The sequence below is a fragment of the Nocardioides sp. AX2bis genome, assembly GCF_902506435.1.
In the GTDB taxonomy this organism is placed as follows: domain Bacteria; phylum Actinomycetota; class Actinomycetes; order Propionibacteriales; family Nocardioidaceae; genus Nocardioides.
Genome location: NZ_LR733215.1, coordinates 1,831,267 through 1,851,299 on the forward strand (window position 1 = coordinate 1,831,267; position 20,033 = coordinate 1,851,299).

The 20,033-nt window shown below is 75.1% G+C and carries 13 protein-coding genes; 6 read left to right on the forward strand and 7 right to left on the reverse strand.

Features of this window, described 5'->3' with window-relative positions:
- The first annotated feature begins 114 nt into the window (after positions 1–114).
- Together GV155_RS08745 and GV155_RS08750 are read left to right on the forward strand one after the other, a co-directional pair.
- Positions 115–4,797 carry an ExeM/NucH family extracellular endonuclease gene (locus GV155_RS08745; protein ID WP_160007165.1) on the forward strand — a complete coding sequence of 1,561 codons (4,683 nt, stop codon included), beginning with the start codon at positions 115–117 and terminating at the stop codon, positions 4,795–4,797.
- Positions 4,798–4,983: 186 nt separating this feature from the next.
- Positions 4,984–5,316: a helix-turn-helix domain-containing protein gene (locus GV155_RS08750; RefSeq protein WP_160007167.1), complete on the forward strand. Its 333-nt coding sequence runs from the start codon at positions 4,984–4,986 to the stop codon at positions 5,314–5,316.
- A gap of 119 nt (positions 5,317–5,435) precedes the next feature.
- Here GV155_RS08750 and GV155_RS08755 read toward each other — a convergent pair whose 3' ends face one another.
- The 6 genes from GV155_RS08755 to GV155_RS08780 all read right to left on the reverse strand — a co-directional run bounded on the left by GV155_RS08755 (position 5,436) and on the right by GV155_RS08780 (position 14,833).
- On the reverse strand, positions 5,436–6,143 hold the full coding sequence (locus GV155_RS08755; RefSeq protein WP_160007169.1) for a hypothetical protein: 708 nt from the start codon (positions 6,141–6,143) through the stop codon (positions 5,436–5,438).
- Positions 6,144–6,502: 359 nt separating this feature from the next.
- Entirely contained in the window at positions 6,503–7,306 is an 804-nt protein-coding gene (locus tag GV155_RS08760; RefSeq protein ID WP_160007171.1) for a DNA-formamidopyrimidine glycosylase family protein, read from the reverse strand.
- The gene (locus GV155_RS08765) at positions 7,299–12,164 is read right to left on the reverse strand and encodes an Lhr family ATP-dependent helicase (protein WP_236554193.1); all 4,866 of its coding nucleotides are present in this window, start codon (positions 12,162–12,164) and stop codon (positions 7,299–7,301) included. The genes GV155_RS08760 and GV155_RS08765 overlap by 8 nt, the downstream gene beginning before the upstream one ends.
- A gap of 59 nt (positions 12,165–12,223) precedes the next feature.
- Positions 12,224–12,895 (reverse strand): NUDIX hydrolase, encoded by a 672-nt coding sequence (locus GV155_RS08770; RefSeq protein WP_328820792.1) that lies wholly within the window; start codon positions 12,893–12,895, stop codon positions 12,224–12,226.
- Positions 12,892–13,500: an isochorismatase family protein gene (locus GV155_RS08775; RefSeq protein WP_160007173.1), complete on the reverse strand. Its 609-nt coding sequence runs from the start codon at positions 13,498–13,500 to the stop codon at positions 12,892–12,894. Before GV155_RS08775 ends, GV155_RS08770 begins: the two co-directional genes overlap by 4 nt.
- 10 nt (positions 13,501–13,510) lie before the next feature.
- Entirely contained in the window at positions 13,511–14,833 is a 1,323-nt protein-coding gene (locus GV155_RS08780; protein WP_160007175.1) for a nicotinate phosphoribosyltransferase, read from the reverse strand.
- 233 nt (positions 14,834–15,066) lie between these two features.
- Between GV155_RS08780 and GV155_RS08785 the strand changes: the two genes are divergently transcribed.
- Genes GV155_RS08785 through GV155_RS08800 form a run of 4 tightly spaced genes read left to right on the forward strand, consistent with a single transcriptional unit; the run spans position 15,067 to position 18,465 of the window.
- A complete protein-coding gene (locus GV155_RS08785) occupies positions 15,067–15,261 on the forward strand; it encodes a DUF3046 domain-containing protein (RefSeq protein WP_160007177.1) in 195 nt (64 codons plus the stop codon).
- Positions 15,258–16,568: an MFS transporter gene (locus tag GV155_RS08790; protein WP_160007179.1), complete on the forward strand. Its 1,311-nt coding sequence runs from the start codon at positions 15,258–15,260 to the stop codon at positions 16,566–16,568. The genes GV155_RS08785 and GV155_RS08790 overlap by 4 nt, the downstream gene beginning before the upstream one ends.
- A complete protein-coding gene (locus tag GV155_RS08795) occupies positions 16,565–17,413 on the forward strand; it encodes an S-methyl-5'-thioadenosine phosphorylase (protein WP_160007181.1) in 849 nt (282 codons plus the stop codon). Before GV155_RS08790 ends, GV155_RS08795 begins: the two co-directional genes overlap by 4 nt.
- Positions 17,410–18,465: an NAD-dependent epimerase/dehydratase family protein gene (locus GV155_RS08800; RefSeq protein WP_160007183.1), complete on the forward strand. Its 1,056-nt coding sequence runs from the start codon at positions 17,410–17,412 to the stop codon at positions 18,463–18,465. The genes GV155_RS08795 and GV155_RS08800 overlap by 4 nt, the downstream gene beginning before the upstream one ends.
- A gap of 6 nt (positions 18,466–18,471) precedes the next feature.
- Here the strand turns inward: GV155_RS08800 and GV155_RS08805 are convergent, their stop codons facing one another.
- Entirely contained in the window at positions 18,472–19,893 is a 1,422-nt protein-coding gene (locus GV155_RS08805) for a hypothetical protein (protein ID WP_236554195.1), read from the reverse strand.
- Between the last annotated feature and the right edge of the window lie 140 nt (positions 19,894–20,033).

Here is a 20,033-nt window from a genome sequence, read left to right on the forward strand (position 1 = left end):
TGGTCCAGACCGGGTTAGGGTCCTAGCGCCTTCCCCCTCACCCTCTGGTCGACCGAAAGGTCTCTTTCTGTGTCCTCGCGCACCCCGCGTCACCCGAGTCGAAGGCGGGGGCTGGTGGCCTCGGTCACCGGGCTCAGCGTCGCCGTCTCGCCCCTCGTCCTGGGCCTCTCCTCACCGGCGGCGGCCAACCCGCTCGGTGACGACCTGGTCATCTCGGAGGTGTACGGCGGTGGCGGCAACTCCGGCGCCACCTTCACCCACGACTTCGTCGAGCTCTACAACCCCACCGACGCGGCGATCGACGTCGACGGGCTGTCGGTGCAGTACCGCAGCGGCACCAACAGCGGCGCCGGCGTCACGCCCCTGACCGGGGAGGTCGCCCCCGGCGGCTACTACCTGGTCCAGCAGGCCCAGGGCAGCGGCGGCAGCACGCCGCTGCCGTCGCCCGACGCCACCGGCACACAGGCCATGAGCGGCGGCTCCGGCATCGTCGCGCTCGTCGAGGGCACCGAGCCGGTCACGCTGAGCCCGACCGCCCCCACCGGCGGCTCGCTGGTCGACCTGGTCGGGTACGGCAGCGCGACGGTCTCCGAGGGCGACGTCGACGCCCCGGGCCTGACCAACACCACCTCGGCCTCGCGCGACGCCGACGGCACCGACACCGACGTCAACGGCGCCGACTTCACCGCCGGCGCGGTCGCGCCGGTCTCCTCGGGCGGCGAGCCCGAGCCCCCGCCGCCGGTCGGGGACGTCACGGTCGCCGAGATCCAGGGCACGGGCACGCAGAGCCCGCTGGTCGGGCGCGAGGTCACCACCTCCGGCGTCGTCACCGCGCTCTACGACGGCACCTACAACGGATTCTTCCTGCAGACCGCCGGCACCGGCGGCGCCACCGACGCCACGCCCGGCGCCTCCGACGCCGTCTTCGTCTACGGCGGACCGGACTTCGACGGGGCCGGGCTCGCGCTCGGCGACTCCGTCGAGGTCACCGGTCAGGTCGGCGAGTTCGGCGGCGCCACCCAGGTCACCGTCACCGCCGCCGGGATCGCGCCCGTGAGCCCGGCGCTGGCGCCGGTCACCCCGCTCGCCGCGGCGTACCCGACGACGACCGCGGACCGCGAGGCGCACGAGGGCGAGCTGCTCGCGCCCACCGACGACTTCACCGTCACCAACGTCTTCAGCACCAACCGGTACGCCGAGATCGGCCTGGCCACCGGCGACCGCCCGCTCATCCAGCCGACCGAGGTCGCCGACGCCGGCAGCCCCGAGGCCGACGCCGTGGCGGCCGACAACGCCGCCCGGGGCGTCGTCCTGGACGACGGCGCGAGCATCGACTTCCTTCCGTTCAACGGCGGCGACAACCAGGACGTCCCGCTGCCCTGGCTCTCGCAGCAGAACCCGGTCCGGGTCGGTGCGGCGGCCGAGCTGGTCGCCCCGGTCGTCCTGGACTACCGCAACAACACCTGGAAGCTGCAGCCCCAGGAGCAGGTGACCGACGAGGGCCGCGACGTCGCGACCTTCGAGAACACCCGCCCGGAGAACGCGGAGCCGGCCGACGTCGGCGGTGACCTGTCGATCGGCACGTTCAACGTGCTGAACTACTTCAACACCACCGGTGCCCAGTTCGAGTCCAACGGCGGCCGCTGCACCTACTACCTGGACCGCGACGACGACCCGGTCTCGGTCAACTCGTGCACGCCCGACGGCCCCCGCGGCGCGGCCGAGCTGGGCGACTTCCGTCGCCAGCAGGCCAAGATCGTCGAGGCGATCAACACCATGGACACCGACATCGTGTCCCTGGAGGAGATCGAGAACTCGGTCAAGCTCCTCAAGGAGACCGACCGCGACGACGCCGTCAAGGCGCTGGTGTCGGCCCTGAACACCGACGCCGGCACCCGCCGCTGGGCCTACGCGGCCTCGCCGGCCGCCGCCGACCTGCCGCCGTTGGCCGAGCAGGACGTCATCCGCAACGCGTTCATCTACGACCCGACCACGGTGCGCCCGGTGGGCGCGTCCGAGGTGCTCGTGGGCTCGGCGGCGTTCGCCTCCGCGCGCGAGCCGCTGGCCCAGGCCTTCAAGCCGGCCGGTGCCGGCCGGGCCGACGTGTTCGCGGTGATCGTGAACCACTTCAAGTCCAAGGGCTCCGGCACGCCGGACCCCGACGGGCAGGGAAACGCCAACGACGAGCGCGTGGCCCAGGCCGCGGCGCTGGCCGACTTCGCCAAGGAGTTCTCGGTCGACCGCGGCACCCGCAAGGTGTTCCTCACCGGTGACTTCAACTCCTACTCCGAGGAGGACCCGATCCAGCTCCTCGAGGGGGAGGGGTTCTCGAAGCTCGAGTCCGACACCCCGGGCGAGTACAGCTACAGCTTCAGCGGTCTGTCCGGCTCCCTGGACCACGTCCTGGCCAGCCCCGCCGCACGGCGGATGGTGACCGGGGTGGACATCTGGGAGACCAACGCCAACGAGTCGGTGGCCTTCCAGTACAGCCGTCGCAACTACAACGCGCGGCAGCTCTTCAGCCCCGACGTGTTCGCTGCCTCGGACCACAACCCCGAGGTCGTCGGGCTCAGCACCAGCCCGAGCAACGCCACCGAGGTGCAGCTGCTGACCACCAACGACTTCCACGGCCGTCTCCAGGCCGACGGGACCATCGCGGGTGCTGCGGTGCTCTCCGGGGCGGTCAAGCAGCTTCGCTCGGAGAACCCGAACACCGTGTTCGCCGCCGCCGGTGACCTGATCGGGGCGTCGACCTTCGCCTCCTTCATCGCCGAGGACAAGCCGACGATCGACTCGCTCAACGAGGCCGGCCTCGACGTCTCCGCGGTGGGCAACCACGAGTTCGACCAGGGCTACGACGACCTCACCGGTCGCGTGCTGGCGCCCGAGTCCGCCGAGAACCCCAACGGTGGCGCGGAGTGGGAGTACCTGGGCGCCAACGTCCGCTTCAAGGACGACGGCTCCCCGGCCCTGGACGGCACCTGGATCCAGGACTTCGGCGGCACCGAGATCGGCTTCGTCGGCGCGGTCACCGAGGACCTCCCGTCCCTGGTGTCCCCGACCGGCATCGAGCAGCTCGAGATCACCGACGTCGTCGACGAGACCAACGCGGCCGCGGCCGACCTCAAGGCCGAGGGTGCCGACGTCGTCGTGCTGCTCGTCCACGAGGGCGCGCCCGGGACCGACTGCACCACCTTCGACGACGACCCGTCCTCGAAGTGGGGCAGCATCGTGACCGGCGTCAACGACGACGTCGACGCGATCGTCTCCGGCCACACCCACCTGGCCTACGACTGCTCCCTGCCCGTCGAGGGCTGGGCCGACCGCGACGTCACCGAGCGTCCCGTCGTCTCGGCCGGCCAGTACGGCACCAACCTCAACCGGATCCGCTTCGAGGTCGACTCGTTCACCGGTCAGCTGCTGGACGTCGAGCAGGACCTCCTGCCGCTGGCCGGCAACTACCCGGCCGACCCGGCCGTGACGAAGATCGTCGCCGACGCGGTCGCCGAGGCCAAGGTGCTCGGCGCCGAGCAGCTCGGTGACATCACCGGCACCTTCAGCCGGGCCAAGCTGGCCGACGGCACCACCGACAACCGCGGTGGCGAGTCGACGCTGGGCAACCTGGTCGCCGAGATCCAGCAGTGGGCGACCGAGGCCGACAACCGGGGCGCCGCGCAGGTCGCGTTCATGAACCCCGGCGGTCTGCGGGCCGACCTCACCGGGCTGATCGAGCAGGGCTCGCCCCGCCCGGTCACCTACGAGCAGGCCGCCACGGTCCAGCCGTTCGCCAACACGCTGGTCAACCAGCAGATGACCGGTGCGCAGATCAAGGCGGCCCTGGAGCAGCAGTGGCAGCCCGACGGCGCGTCACGGCCGTTCCTGAAGCTCGGGATCTCGGAGGGGTTCACCTACACCTACGACCCCGAGGCCGCCCGCGGCGAGCACGTCCTGGACATGCGCCTGGACGGCGAGCCCGTCGACCTGGCGACGTCCTACTCGGTCACGGTCAACTCCTTCCTGGCCGGCGGGGGTGACGACTTCGCGGCCTTCCGCGAGGCCGCCGCGACCGGGAGCCCGCAGGACACCGGCGTGACCGACCTGCAGGCCACGGTGGACTTCCTCGAGGAGTTCGCGACCGAGCAGCCCCTGGCCGTGGACTACTCCCAGCGCGCGGTCGGCACCCAGCTGTCCGCCGCCGAGGTCGCCCCGGGCGACACGCTCACCCTCGACCTGTCGTCGCTGTCGATGACCGGCCGGGGCGACGTGACCGACGACGAGGTGACGGTGCTGCTCGACGGCACCGAGCTGGCCACCGCGCCGGTGGTCACGCAGCCGCAGACCGCGCTGCCCGGTTACGACGAGGTCGGCACCGCCACGGCGGAGGTGACCCTGCCCGACGCCGTCGAGGCCGGCACCGCCGAGCTGACGGTCGTCGGGGAGGAGACGGGCACCGAGGTGGTCGTCCCCGTGCAGGTCACCGGTGACGGGGGCGAGCCGGGTGACCCGGCCACGCCGACGATCGCGGTCGACCACCAGCCCAGGCCGGTGATCGCCGGGGAGACCCGGGCGCGTCTGTTCGTCGACGTCACCGCCGAGGGTGCCGAGGCGAGCGGCCAGGTCCGCGTCAAGGTCCAGGGCCGCACCGCGCGCCTGCTCGACCTCGACGAGACCGGCAGCGTCGTCACCCGGCTGGGCCGCTTCGGCCAGCCGGGCGCCAAGACGGTGCGGGTGGTCTACCTCGGGGACGAGGACGTCGCTCGCGGCGTCGTCGAGCACACCATCCGGGTGCGCCGCTAGAGCAGCGCCGCACAGCGGTAGGGAGCAACAGCAGGGGGTCGGCGTCCGCGCCGGCCCCCTGTGCCGTGCCCCGAGGGGGCCCGGGGGGTGAGCCGGGCGAGCAGGAAGAACGGGGGACCTTGTAGCGTTGAGTCCCACGAGCCGGTCACCGCAGCCCAGCCCGCCGACCACCGAGGGGAGAACGTCATGGTCTTGTTCCGCCGCTTCCTCGGCGACGTGCTGCGCGGACACCGCGTCGAGCAGGGGCTGACCCTGCGTCAGCTCTCGCAGGAGGCCCGCGTCAGCCTCGGCTACATCTCCGAGATCGAGCGCGGTCAGAAGGAGGCGTCGTCGGAGCTGCTGGCCTCGCTGTGCGGCGCGCTGGACCTGCCGCTCTCCGACGTCCTGCGCGACGTCTCCGACGCGATCGTGCTGGAGGAGGCCGCGACCCGGCCCGTGCCGCTGCCGGTCACCGTCAAGGTCCCGGTCCGCGTCCCCGCCCCGGGCACCGCGCCCGACGTGGTCGCCTCCGCCGCCTGACGCCGAGATGACGCTCGCGGACAGCCGAGATGACGGTTGCGGACAGCCGAGATGACGCTCGCGGCGCGTCGAGGTGACGCTCGCGGCGCGATGACTGCCGGGCGGAGTCCCTCCCGGCGTCACCGGTCGAGCCAGGCGAACCCGAGGCCGTAGCCCCGGTCGCTGCGGATGGTCGTCGAACACTCCGAGTCGATGATCGTCACCGCGCGGCGGGTGCCGGTCCGGTCCTCGACGACGGCGGTGTAGGTCTGGTCGGGGCTGCCCGCGCAGTCGACGACGCCCCCGGCGATCGCGTGCAGCCCGATCCGGGCGCGCTCGGCCTCCTCGACGGGCAGGTCCCGGATGCTCGGCTCGTCGTCCTCGGCGCCGCGCGGCCAGGTGCAGAGGATTCCGCGTACTGCCGGCAGCGGCATGACCATCGGGGCACGCCGACCGAGCAGGTAGCCGGTGTCGAACGAGGCTGACGGACCGTCGACGTCGACGCTGTCGGGCCTGCGCTGGTTCTCCGGGCAGACGAGCGGGAGGCCGCTGGTGGCGTCGCCGAACTGGTCGGCGTACTGGCGTCCGAACGCTGCCATCAACGTCCCGTACACCCCGAGCGCGTCGGGGCCGCCGACCCACGCTCCGCTGGTGGGCACCTGTCCGGCGCAGTCCGGGTCCGTGTGCCCGACGACGGTGGTGACGCCTCCGCCGGCGTACCCGAACTGGACCCGGTAGGTGCGGCCGTGGAACCTGCCGCAGCGGGCCGGTGCCGGGAGGTCTCGCTCGACGAGCTCGGTCAGGACGGCGAGGTCCTCCACGTGCGTGGTCAGGGCGTCGGACGGCACCTCGGCCGGCGCCGTACGTCCCTCGGGCCCGGGGCAGAACCTCGCCCAGAGCGGCGTGCCGTCGATGCTCTCCCGCGTCGCATCGGCGGTGTCAAGGCACGCGTCGGGAGCCGGGCCGCCGGACGAACGGGTCTCACGCGGAGGGGCAGGTTCTCGCCCGTCCGTCGCCCCGGTGACGGCGCACCCCGTCGACCAGCCGCCGGTCAGGGCCAGGACCAGGGCCACCCCCGTACGCCCCCACCTCGTCGTCGACACACCCCTGTGACGTCGCGAGGCGACGGGAGGTTCCCCCTGCCGCCGAGGTGTCCGGAAACGTCATCTCGACTGTCCGCAACCGTCATCTCGGCTGTCCGCGAGCGTCATCTCGGCTGGCAGCGCGGGCACCAGAAGGTGATCCGCTCGCGCCCGGCCGGGCCGAGCTCGCCGACCTCGATCCGGGTGCCGCAGCGCCGGCACGGCTGACCGCCGCGGGCGTAGACCCACATCGGCCGGCGCAGGTCGCCGGTGGTGGCCTGGGTCGCCCGCTCCTTGTTCATCACCAGCAGCCGGTGGCCCAGGTCGACCAGCCCGGCCGACCCGGGCGGGTCCGGCACCTGCGAGAACGGGGTGGTGGGGTCGAGGCCGCGCAGGAACAGGATCTCGGCGGCGTACATGTTGCCGATCCCGGCCACGCAGGTCTGGTCGAGCAGCGCCTCGTGCACCGAGCGCTCCGGGCCGGCGCGGAGGCGTCGTACGGCCTCGTCCCGGTCGGCCTCGCCCCAGCCCGGTCCCAGCAGGTCGGGCCCGACGTGGCCGACCACGCTGTCCTCGTCGGCGGTGGCCACCAGCTCGACGACGCCGAGGGAGAAGCCGACCGCGGTGACGGCGTCGGTGCCGAGCACGACGCGGGCCTGGTGCGCCGGGCGTCCCCACCGCTGTCCCGGGCGGAGGAGGTGCCAGGAGCCCTCCATCCGCAGGTGGGTGTGCAGGGTCCAGTCGCCGGAGTCGTGCCGCAGCCGGGTCAGCAGGTGCTTGCCGCGGGAGCGGGTACGCACGACGTGGGCGCCGACGAGGTCGACGGTGGCCAGCTGCGGCACCCGCAGGTCGGCGACCTCGAGCACCCGGCCCGTCAGCGCGCGGTGCAGCGACCGGGCGGTGCGCCAGACGGTGTCCCCCTCAGGCACGCAGCCGCAGCCCCTTCGGCGTGGCCACGAACCCGGCGCCGTCCAGCGCGGTGCGCAGCGGGGTGGTGCCGCGCCCGAGCAGCTGCTCGCCGTCGGCGCGCTCGACGGTGAGCCGGCCCAGCGACCCGCGGGTGGCGGCTGCGGCCAGGGCGGTGGCCGCGGGACCCAGCCGGCGGTCGTCGTCGGTCCAGGTCAGCAGGGTCCGTCCGCCGCGCTCGACGTAGAGCACGAGCTCGCCGTCGACGAGGACGACCAGCGCCCCGGCCTTGCGCCCGGGCCGGTGGCCCTTGCCGCCCTCGGCGTCGCCGCCCTCACCCGCGCCACCCTGGGCCTCGGCGTCGCGCTCGGGCCAGGGGAGGGCGGCGCCGTACGGGTTCGCGGGGTCGGTGGCAGCCAGCGCGACCGCGACGGGGGCCGCGTCGGGCCCGACCTCGCTGAAGGTGCGCAGCCGGTCGATCGCCCCGGCGGTGCCGAACTGGGCGGCGCCGAGGCCCTCGACGAAGTAGCCGCGGCGACAGCGGCCGGACTCCTCGAAGGTCGACAGCACGCGGTAGACCGCGGCGAAGCCGCCGATGATCCGCTCGTTGACCACGGCGCCCCGGATGACGACGCCGTGCCGGTCGAGCAGCCGCTCGGCGGTGCCGGCACCGCGGCGCACGACGTCGAGGTCGAGCTCGGGCAGCACCGACCACCGTCCGGCCGCCTGCGGGGGACCGGTGCGCGAGGGCATCGCGCGCCCGGCCGACCCGGCGCGGCGGGTGCGGGCCGGCGCCCGGCGGGTGCGGTGCGTGCCGGCGCTGCCGCGGGTCAGCGAGCGCAGCGGGGCCAGGGTGTCGTTGGTGACGCGGCCCGACCAGACCAGGCCCCACAGCGCGTCGGCCAGGGCGCCGTCGGCCGTCTTCGGCAGGACCTGGCCCACCGTGGTGGCCAGCTGGCGGAAGAACCAGGCGCCGCCGGGGGCCAGCGCGTCGAGGACGGCCTGCTGCAACTCGGTGGGCGGCTCGTCGTCGGGCTCGGGCAGGGTCAGCGCGGCCTGGTCGGCGAGGTGGAGCGAGACCCAGCCGTCGCTGCCGGGCAGCGTGCCGTGCCCGGCCCACACCAGCTCGCCGGTCGCGGTCAGCTCGTCGAGGAACGCCGGCTCGTAGTCGCGCACCCGCGCGGGCAGGACCAGGGACTCGAGCGCGGAGGCCGGCACGGGCGCCCCGGCCAGCTGCTCGACGACGGCGAGGACGCCGTCGACGCCGCGGTGGCGCCCGCCGGGCCCCTTGGTCGTCGTGACGCCCTGCCAGGCCGGCAGGAAGCGGCCCAGGGCGGCCGGGTCGACCGGCTCGACCTCCTGCCGCAGCCGGGCCAGGCTGCGCCGCCGCAGCCGGCGCAGCACCTCGGCGTCGCACCACTCCTGGCCGCTCGCGCCCGGCCGGAACTCGCCCTCGACGATCCGCCCCTGGCTGCCGAGCCGCTGGAGGGTGTGCCGGACCACGGCGGTGCCGAGCCCCAGCCGGGTCGCCACGTCCTCGACGGTGAACGGCCCGTGCGTACGGCCGTGGCGGGCGACCAGGTCGGCCAGCGGGTCCTCGACGGTCTCGGAGAACACGTCGGGCGTCCCGGGCGGCACGGGCACCCCGAGCCCGTCGCGCAGCCGGCCGACGTCCTCGACGGCTGCCCACCGGTCCTCCCCGCCCATCCGCACGGCCACCAGGCGCCGCTGCGTGCCGAGCGTGGCGGTCCACTCCTCGACGGCGTCGGCGACGTCGGGCCGGGTGCGCTCGCGCAGCTCGGCGGTCGAGAGCGGGCCGAGCACGCGGACCAGGTCGGCCACTCCCTCCGCGTCACGGATCCGGCGGTCCTCGGCCAGCCGCTGCAGCTCGGCCTCGACCTCGGTCAGCACCGCGGGGTCGAGCAGCTCGCGCAGCTCGGCACGGCCGAGCAGCTCGGCCAGCAGGCCCTGGTCCAGGGAGAGCGCGGCGGCGCGGCGCTCGGCGATGGGGGAGTCGCCCTCGTAGACGAACTGGGCGACGTAGCCGAACAGCAGGCTGCGGGCGTACGGCGACGGGCTGGTCGTCGAGGCCTCCACGACCGAGACCTCGCGCCGCTCGACCCGTCGCATCAGCGTGGTCAGCGCGGGGAGGTCGTAGACGTCCTGCAGGCACTCGCGGACGGCCTCGAGCACGATCGGGAACGACGGGTACTTGGAGGCCACCTCGAGCAGGGCGGCCGAGCGCTGCCGCTGCTGCCACAGCGGCGAGCGGCGGCCGGGGTCGCGCCGCGGCAGCAGCAGGGCGCGGGCCGCGCACTCCCGGAAGCGGGAGGCGAACAGCGAGGAGCCGCCGACCTCGGTGGTGACGACCTGCTCGATCTCCTCGGGGTCGAAGACCACGACCTCGCCCGTGGGCGGCTCGGCCTCGGTGTCGGGGATGCGCACGACGATGCCGTCGTCGGAGGCCACGGCCTGGCCGTCCACGCCGTACCGCTCGCGGAGCCGGGCGTTGATGGCCAGCGCCCACGGTGCGTGGACCGGGGTGCCGTAGGGGGAGTGGAGGACCAGGCGCCAGTCGCCGAGCTCGTCGCGGAAGCGCTCGACGAGCAGCGTGGTGTCCGAGGGCAGCACCGACGTCGCGTCGAGCTGCTCGTGGAGGTACGTCACCAGGTTGCCGGCGGCGAACTCGTCGAGACCGTCGGCGCGGGCCCGCTCGACCGCCTTCTCCCGCGGCATCGAGCCCAGCTCCCGGGTGTAGCCGCCGACGGCCTCGCCCAGCTCGGCCGGGCGGCCCAGGGAGTCGCCGCGCCAGAACGGCAGCCGGCCGGGGACGCCGGGGGCGGGGCTGACCAGCACCCGGTCGTGCGTGATGTCCTCGATCCGCCAGCTGGTCGCGCCGAGCGCGAAGACGTCGCCGACGCGGGACTCGTAGACCATCTCCTCGTCGAGCTCCCCGACGCGGCGCCCGGGGCCCTCGCCGCCGGCGAGGAAGACACCGAAGAGCCCGCGGTCGGGGATGGTGCCGCCCGAGGTGACGGCCAGCCGCTGCGCGCCGGGGCGCCCGGTGAGCGTGCCGGCGACGCGGTCCCAGACCACGCGCGGACGCAGCTCCGCGAACTCGTCGCTGGGGTAGCGGCCGCTGAGCAGGTCCAGGGTGCCGTCGAAGGCGGAGCGGGGCAGGCCGGCGAAGGGGGCGCTGCGCTTGACCAGCGCGAAGAGCTCCTCCACGTCGACGGCCTCGAGCGCCGTCATCGCGACGACCTGCTGGGCCAGCACGTCGAGCGGGTTGGTCGGCACCCGCAGCGCCTCGATCCCGCCGCTGCGCATCCGCTGCACCGACACCGCGGTCTGCACGAGGTCGCCGCGGTGCTTGGGGAAGAGCACCCCGCGGGAGACCTCGCCGACCTGGTGGCCGGCGCGACCGACGCGCTGCAGGGCGCTGGCCACGCTGGGCGGCGACTCGATCTGGATGACGAGGTCGACCGCGCCCATGTCGATGCCGAGCTCGAGGCTGCTGGTGGCGACCACCGCGGGCAGGCGGCCGCGCTTGAGGTCGTCCTCGATCAGCGAGCGCTGCTCCTTGGACACGGACCCGTGGTGGGCCTTGGCGATCACGACCGGGGTCTTCTCGTCGGCCGCCGAGCGGGGGGAGGCCGACGAGCCGGCCTGGCCCATCAGCTGGGCGGGCGTGCGCGGACCGTCGCCGCCACCGGCGTCGGGGTCGTCCGGGTCGAGCCCGGCGCGCTCGGAGGCGATCTCGTTGAGCCGGGCGGTCAGCCGCTCGGCCAGGCGTCGGGAGTTGGCGAAGACGATCGTCGAGGTGTGCTTCTCGATCAGGTCGACCACGGCGTCCTCGACGTGGGGCCAGATCGAGGTCGAGCGCTCGGGGCGGCGGTCGGCGGTGTCGCCGAAGAAGTCGTCGGCGAAGGGGTCCAGGTCGGCGCCGTCCGGGGCGTCGGTGCCCTCGGCCAGCCCCACCACGTCGGGCTCGGCGAGCGCGATCGCGCCCCCGGGCGGGTCCGGCACGAAGGGCGAGGCGCCGGCTGCGGACCCGCCGCCGGTGCGCGCCGCCGCACCGGCACCGACCGTCTCACGGGCCGGCGTCTCGAGCGGGACGTACGCCTCGGGGTTGGTCATGTCCTCGACCGGGACCACCACCGTCAGGTCCCACCGCTTCTCGGCCGGCGGGGCCACGATCTCGACCGGGGCCGCGCCGCCCAGGAACCGGGCGACCTCCTCCAGCGGCCGCACCGTCGCCGAGAGGCCGACGCGCTGCGCGGGCTTCTCGAGCAGCGCGTCGAGGCGCTCCAACGACAGCGCCAGGTGCGCGCCGCGCTTGCTGCCGGCCACGGCGTGCACCTCGTCGAGGATCACGGTCTCGACCCCGCGCAGGGTCTCGCGGGCGGCGCTGGTGAGCATCAGGAACAGCGACTCGGGCGTGGTGATCAGGATGTCGGGCGGGGCCGTGGAGAGCTTGCGGCGGTCCGTGGCGCTGGTGTCGCCGGAGCGGACCCCGACGTGGACGTCCTGCACCTCGGTGCCGAGCCGGTGCGCGGTGTGGCGGATGCCGGTCAGCGGGGCGCGCAGGTTGCGCTCGACGTCGACACCCAGGGCCTTGAGCGGGGAGATGTAGAGGACGCGGCAGCGGTGCGCCTTCTCCTCCGGCGGTGGGCTGGTCATCAGCCGGTCCAGGGACCACAGGAACGCCGAGAGCGTCTTGCCCGACCCGGTCGGCGCGACGACCAGGGCGTTCCGGCCCTGGCCGATCGCGGCCCAGGCGCCGGCCTGCGCCGGCGTGGGGGCGGCGAAGGCGGCCTCGAACCAGGTCCGCGACGGCGCGCTGAAGCCGGCCAGCGCGGTGTCGGGGGTCGGCTCGCTCACCGGGTCAGTCTTGCCGACGCCGCCGACACCCCTGCGGGTCCCGGCCGTACGGCGGCCCCTCAGCCGGCGGGACGCACCAGCGGCGGCTGCACGTCGCGGCCGCTGCCGCGGCGGTAGAGCATCGACCCGCCGTCGTCGGAGGTGGCCTCGACCGGCTCGACGAAGCCGGCGGTGCCGAGCACCTTGCGCCGGAAGGTCCCGAGGTCGGGCGGGGCGCCCCACACCGCGGCGTAGACCCGCCGCAGCTCGGGCAGGGTGAACGGCTCGTGCACGAACTGCAGGGCGAGCGTCGTGTACTCCAGCTTCGCCCGCACCCGCTCCACGGCGTCGGCGAGGACCTCGGCGTGGTCGAAGGCGAGCGTTGGGACGTCCTCGACGGCCCACCAGCGCGCGCCGGCGGCGTCCGAGCCGGCGACCGGCTCGGGCAGGTCGGGCGCGAGCACGACGTGGGCCACCGAGAGGACCCGGCCGCGGGGGTCGCGGTCGGGGGCGGAGTACGTCCGCAGCTGCTCGAGGTGCCCCGCGAACCGCTCGACGCCGGTCTCCTCCCGCAGCTCGCGCCAGGCCGCCTCCTCGGCGTCCTCGCCGGCCTCGAGGAAGCCGCCGGGCAGCGCCCACCTGCCGGCGTACGGCTCCGAGCCCCGCTCGACCAGCAGCACGGCGAGCGCGCCGTCGCGGATGGTCAGCACCGCCAGGTCGACGGCGACCGAGACCTGCTCCGGGCCGCTCACGCCGCGCTCCACGGTCCGGTGACGGCGCCGGCGGCGACCATCTCGTCGAGCGCGGCACCGGTGGTCCCCGGGGCCACCCCGGCGTGCAGGCCGTCGAGCAGGCGCACCCCGAACCCCGCGCGGCGGGCGTCGAGGACGGTGGCCCGCACGCAGTGGTCGGTGGCGATCCCGACGACGTCGACGTCGCCCACGCCGGCCTCACGCAGCAGGTCCGCGAGGTGCCGGCCGTCGTCGTCGACGGCCTCGAAGGCGGAGTACGCCGGCTCGCCGACGCCCTTGCGCAGGTGCACGTCGACCGCGGCCGTGTCGAGCCCGGGCGCGTAGTCGCTGCCGCCCTCGTCGCGCAGGCAGTGCGCGGGCCAGGTGTCGACGAAGTCGGGGTCGGTGCCGGGCTCGGCGAAGTGGCCGCCGTTGGTGCCGTGCGGCTCGTGCCAGTCACGGGAGGCCGCGACCAGGGCGTAGGCGTCGCGGTGCTCGGCGAGGTGGCGCGTCACCGCCTCGGCGACGGCGTGGCCGCCCTCGACGCCGAGCGAGCCGCCCTCGACGAAGTCGACCTGGACGTCGACGACGACCAGGGCCCGCGGACCGGCGGATGGGGTGTCCATGGTTCCTCCTTCAGTGGGTGACGGGGGTGGCCTCGAGGTACGCCGGCCCGGCCGTCACGCGGCGGGCCGCGGCCGGCAGCGTGGCCAGCGAGGCGGCGGCGTGGCGGCGTACGTCCTCGAGGTCGGGGCGGTGCACCACGTCGCCGCCGCGCACCACGGGCACCTGCACGGCGCGCGCGCCGTCGGGCAGGGCGCGGTCGTCGGTGGCGTAGCGCTCGGCGACCAGCAGGCCGTCGGCGTCGTGCTCGCGCCAGGCGGTCTTGCGGCCGCCGACCGAGGCCTTGGAGGCCGATTTCTTGGCGACCGGGCGCAGCGGGGCGTCCGCGCCGGGGCCGTCGCCGACCGCGACCAGCTTGTAGACCAGGCCGGCGGTGGGGTGCCCGGAGCCGGTGACCAGCCGCGTGCCGACGCCGTACCCGTCGATCGGGGCGTCGCCGAGCGCGGTGATGACGAACTCGTCGAGGTCGCTGGTGACCGTGACGCGGGTGCCGGTGGCGCCGAGCTCGTCGAGCAGCGCGCGGGCGCGCACGGACTCCTCGGCGAGGTCGCCGGAGTCGATGCGGACCGCGCCGAGCCCGGGTCCGGCCACCTCGACGGCGGTCCGGATGCCCTGGGCGATGTCGTAGGTGTCGACCAGCAGCGTGGTGCCGACCCCCTGGGCCTCGACCTGGCTGCGGAACGCCTCGGCCTCGGTCGCGTGGGCCAGGGTGAAGGCGTGCGCGGCGGTGCCCACGGTGGGCACGCCGTGCAGGCGGCCGGCGGCGAGGTTGCTGGTGGAGGAGAAGCCGGCGAGGTACGCCGCGCGCGCCGCCGCCACCGCGGCCTGCTCGTGCGCGCGCCGCGAGCCCATCTCGACCAGCGGCCGCCCGCCCGCCGCGTCGACCATCCGGGCGGCCGCGCTGGCCACGGCGCTGTCGTGGTTGAGCACCGAGAGCGCCAGCGTCTCGAGCACGACGCACTCGCCGAGGGTGCCGCTGACGGTGAGCACCGGGCTGCCGGGGAAGTAGAGGTCGCCCTCGCGGTAGGCGTCGACGTCGCCGGTGAACCGGAACCCGCGCAGGTAGTCGGCACCGGCCGCGTTGACCACGCCCTGCTCCTCCAGCCAGGCGACGTCGTCCTCGCCGAAGCGGAAGTCCTCGATCATCGGCAGCAGCCGGCCGAGCCCCGCGACCATCCCGTAGCGGCGCCCCTCGGGCAGCCGCCGCCCGAAGCACTCGAAGACCGCCCGGTCCTCCACCGTGCCCTCGGTGACCCAGGACGAGAGCATCGTCAGCTCGTAGCGGTCGGTCAGGTACGCCGGGGACAGCGTGGTGGGCGTCGCGGACAGCGCCATCGGTCCTCCATCTCGGGGGTGGCACGAACCTAGGACGACCGGGTGGGGCGGCGCGAGCCGGGGGCGTGGCGGCGCGCCCCAGGAGTCCCGCCCGCACCAGGAATCCCCGCTCGGGCGGGGATTCCCCGACTCCGCGTGCCCTGCAAGGCGCGCGAAGTCCGGGAAACGCCCACCCAGTCCGCAGGGACCGACCCACCCGCCCCGTCTCGCGCCGGCGTGAGACGCTGCGGCAGGTGAGGTACACCGAGTTCTGGGACCGTCTCGAGCAGGCGCTCGGGCCGGTCTACTTCAAGGTCTGGGCCGACCAGCAGGTCATCGGCGAGCTGGACGGGCGGACGCCGAAGCAGGCGCTCGACGCCGGCGAGGACCCCCGTCGGGTCTGGCGGGCCGTCTGGGCCGTGCTCGAGCTGCCCGACCGCGACCGATGACCGCGCCCCTCGCGCCCGACAGCCGGGAACACGCCGTGCCGTCCGCCGAGGAGCTGACCCGCGCCCAGACCCGCACCCTGCGGGTCCTCGTGCTCGCCCAGGCCCTCGGGGCCGTCGGCATCACGATCGGCATCGCCACCGCCTCGCTGCTCGCGCGCGACCTGTCGGGCCGCGACAGCCTGGCCGGGCTCGCGCAGACCTTCCAGGTGCTCGGCGCCGCGGTCGCCTCCTGGCTGCTGGCTCGCGTCATGTCGCGCCGCGGGCGCCGGGTCGGCCTGGTGTCCGGCTGGCTCCTCGGCGCCGCTGGTGGCGCGGTCGTCGTCGTGGCCGGCGCCGCCGGATCGATGCTGCTGCTGCTGGCCGGCGCCGTGCTGCTCGGCTCGGCCACCGCCGCCAACAGCGGGGCCCGGTACGCCGCCACCGACCTCGCCGTCGCCGACCGGCGGGCCCGCTCGCTGGCCGTGGTCGTGTGGGCGACCACCATCGGCGCCGTCGCCGGGCCCAACCTGACCGGCCCCGCCGCCGGCCTGGCCACGGCGCTGGGCCTGCCCGCGCTCACCGGGCCGTTCCTGGTCGCCACCGCCGGGATGCTGGTCGCGGCCCTCGTGATCGGCGTCCTGCTGCGCCCCGACCCGCTGCTGACGGCCCGCGCGGCGGCCGGACCGCCGACCGGTCCGCCCACCGGCACGTCCTGGTCGCGGGTCCGCGCCGCGGTGGCCGAGACACCGGCGCTCGGCTGGGCGGTGGCCGGCCTCGCCGGTGCGCACGCCGCGATGGTCGCGGTGATGGTGATGACCCCGCTCCACATGGAGCACGGCGGCTCCGACCTGCGGGTCATCGGCCTGGTGATCAGCATCCACGTCCTCGGCATGTTCGCCTTCGCCCCGGTCGTCGGCTGGCTCGCCGACCGCCTCGGTCGTCCCCGGGTGCTCGGCGCCGGGGGAGCGGTCCTGCTGCTCGCGCTCGCCCTGTGCGGCGCGGCGCCCGAGGGCGGGTCCGCCCGGATCACCGCCGGGCTGTTCCTGCTCGGCCTCGGGTGGTCGCTGGCCACGGTCGCGGCCTCCACCCTGGTCGCCGACCTCGCGCCGCTCGAGGTCCGCACCGACGTCCAGGGCGCCTCCGACCTGCTGATGAACGTCGCCGCCGCGGCGGCCGGCGGCCTGGCCGGGGTCGTGGTCGGCGTCGCGGGCTACCCCGCCCTCGCGCTGGGGGCGGTGCTGCTGGCCGGGCTGGTGCTGCTGGCGGCCGTACGCACCGCGGCCCACCCCGACCGCGACCGCGACGGGCTGGCAGAGTTGCCCGGGTGAGCACGACACCCGCGCAGCCCGACGCCCCCGAGGCCCCCGTCGCCGAGATCGCCGTCATCGGCGGCACCGGCTTCTACTCCTTCCTCGACGACCCGGTCGAGCACGCGGTGACCACGCCGTACGGCGACCCGTCGGCGCCGATCTCGGTCGGCACGGTCGCCGGCCGCTCGGTCGCCTTCGTCCCTCGCCACGGGCCGCACCACGACCACCCGCCGCACGGGATCCCGTACCGCGCGAACGCGTGGGCGCTGCGTTCGCTCGGCGTGCGCCAGGTCCTCGCGCCGTGCGCGGTCGGCGGGCTGCGCCACGAGGTCGCCCCCGGTGACGTGGTCGTCCCGGACCAGCTCGTCGACCGCACCTTCCGGCGCGTGGGCTCGTTCGTGGAGTCCGGCGCGGTCCACCTGCCGTTCGCGGACCCGTACTGCGCCCGGCTCTCCGGCGCGATCAGCACCGCCGCGCCCGACGTGAAGACCGGCGGGACCATGGTCGTCGTCGAGGGGCCGAGGTTCTCCACGCGCGCCGAGTCCAAGAGCTACGCGGACCAGGGCTGGACCCTGATCAACATGACCGGCGCCCCCGAGGCGGCGCTGGCCCGTGAGATGGGCATGTGCTACTCGGCGATCGCCCTGGTCACCGACATGGACGCCGGTGCCGAGAGCGGCGACGGGGTCGGCCAGGAGGAGGTCTTCGCGCTGTTCAAGGCCAACCTCGAGCGGCTCACCGGCCTGCTCTCCGACGTCATCGCCACCGCGCCCGACCCGACCGGCTGCACCTGCTCGAGCTGGTCCGACGGGCTCGAGCTCACCTACGACGTCCCTGGCACCGGATCGGCGGCCCGCGCATGAAGGTCCTGCTCACCGGTTCGGCCGGTTTCATCGGCGGCGCCATCGACGACGCGCTGACCGCCCGCGGCGACGAGGTCGTCCGCGTCGACTGGATGCTGCCCAACGCCCACGGCGCCGGCGCCGCGCTGCCCGCCGACACCCACCGTCTCGACGTCCGCGACGCCGCCACCAGCCGCGAGTGGGCCGAGCTGCTCCGTGGGGTCGACGTGGTGTGCCACCAGTCCGCCCTGGTCGGCGCCGGCGTCACCGTCGCCGACCTCCCGGCCTACGCCGGTCACAACGACCTCGGCACCGCCGCGCTGATGGCCGCCATGGCCGAGCACGGCCTGACCCGGCTGGTGCAGGCCTCCTCGATGGTGGTCTACGGCGAGGGTCGCTACACCTGCCCCGAGCACGGCGACCAGCCCCCCGGCTCGCGCAGCGTGGAGGCGCTGGAGTCGGGCGACGTCGAGAACCACTGCCCGCGCTGCGACCGGGTGCTCGGCTGGGACGTCGTCGACGAGGACGCGCGCCTGGAGCCCCGCAGCGCCTACGCCGCGAGCAAGCTCGCCCAGGAGCACTACGCCATCTCGTGGACCCGCCAGGCCGCCTCGGCCGCGGTGTCCCTGCGCTACCACAACGTGTACGGCCCGCGGATGCCCAAGGACACCCCGTACTCCGGGGTGGCGGCGATGTTCCGCTCCTCGCTGGAGCGCGGCGAGGCGCCGAAGGTCTACGAGGACGGCGGGCAGATGCGCGACTTCGTGCACGTCGCCGACGTGGCCCGCTGCAACCTGGCCGCGATCGACGCCGTCGTGGCCGCCGACACCGGGACCCACGTCGCCTACAACGTCTGCTCGGGGCAGCCGGTCTCGATCCTCGACGTGGCGCGCACCGTCGCCGCGGGCACGGGCGTGGGCATCGACCCCGAGGTGACCGGTGGCTACCGGCTCGGCGACGTGCGGCACATCGTGGCCTCGCCGCGGCGCGCGAGCGAGGAGCTCGGCTTCACCGCCGAGGTCAGCCCCGAGGTGGGCCTGCGGGAGTTCGCGACCGCGCCGCTGCGCGACTGACGGTCCTCACCAGCTGGTGTAGAGCAGGTGCTGCACCAGCAGCGCGCAGACCAGCTGCAGCGCCAGCCCGGCGCTGCGCCAGCGGGCTGGCAGCAGGGCCAGCGAGAGCAGCATCCACGGCATGAACGGCAGCCAGATCCGCTCGACCTCGGCCTTGCTCATGCCCGACACGTCCGCGACCGCGATGGTGGCCAGCGCCGCGGCCGCCAGCCCGGCGACGACGCGGTCGGGCGTCGCGGCCAGCGCCGTACGCGCCCGCCGCGTCACGCCGAGCTGCGCCAGGCGGGCGACCCCGGCGCCGAGGAGGGGGCCCGTGGCGAAGACCAGCGCGGCCAGGTTGCCCCAGACCCAGTAGCTCGCCTGCCGCTCCCCGCCGAGGCCGTCGAAGTAGCGCTCGTGCAGCACCGGGTACGCCTCCCACCACGCGAACCCGCCGGCCGCCATCAGCAGCACCGGCACCAGGGCGGCCACCACCGCGACCGGCAGCGGCAGCCAGGACCGCGCCAGGAACAGGATGGTGACCGCCAGCAGCCCCAGCAGCGGCAGGCCGTACGACAGCAGCACGCAGCAGCCGAGCAGCAGCCCGGCCAGCACCGACCAGGCCACGACCACGCCCGTCGAGCGGCCGCGGTCGCGCGCCGTCGCGCCCAGGGCCAGCGCCGCGAGCCCCCACGCGGCGACGGCGGCGAACAGTGCGTCGGCCGAGACCGCCATGTACACGGCGGAGGGCGCAAGCACGAGCAGGGGAGCGACCCGGCGGGCGGCCGCCTCGGCGCCGAGCGCCCGCAGCGCCACCAGGACCGCGACGGCGGTGGTCGCGGCGAGGACGGTGACCACCAGGGCGGCGGCCAGGTCGCCGCCCAGGCCGATCCGCACCAGGCCGACGAAGAACAGCAGCGCCAGCGGCGGGTGCCCCGCGACGTGCACCACCCAGTTGTCCGGGTGCGCGTAGGGGATCCGGTCGACGTACTCGTCCAGCATCACCGGGACGCTGTCGACCTCCCGCGCGGTCGGGAGGTACTCGTACGGGTTGCCCAGCACCCGGGTCAGCCCGTCCGGACCGTCGACGAGGGCCAGCGAGACCATCCAGGCCAGACCGGCCGCGAACGAGACCACCAGCAGGGTCCGCCACGGCAGCCGGGCGGCGAGGCCGGCGGCGTACCGCCAGGCCAGCAGGGCCAGCACCACCGCCGGCAGCGTGCCGATCCCGACCTTGACGTCGACGAAGCCGTGGGTCGGCGGGGTGCCCCGGTCGTCGTCGCGGGCCAGCACGTCCCACCCGGTCAGCGGGGGGACGACGGTGGCGGCGACCACCAGCACCAGGACCACGGCGAGGCCGACCCACGGCCAGCGGTCGGCGGGCGTCTCGGCCACCGTGGCACCGGGTCCCGGGGTGGCGGCGGGACGTGTCATGGAGGGTGTCGCCATGGCGCCGAGGGTACGGAAAGCACCCTCGCCGGACGTGGGCGGACGGACCCGGACGTTGTCAGAGGGGTGCGCGTGCTCACGCAACCCGGCGTTTCCACGCCGTCTGATTCCAGTTCGCTGGGTCCCAAGCCCTAGGGTCG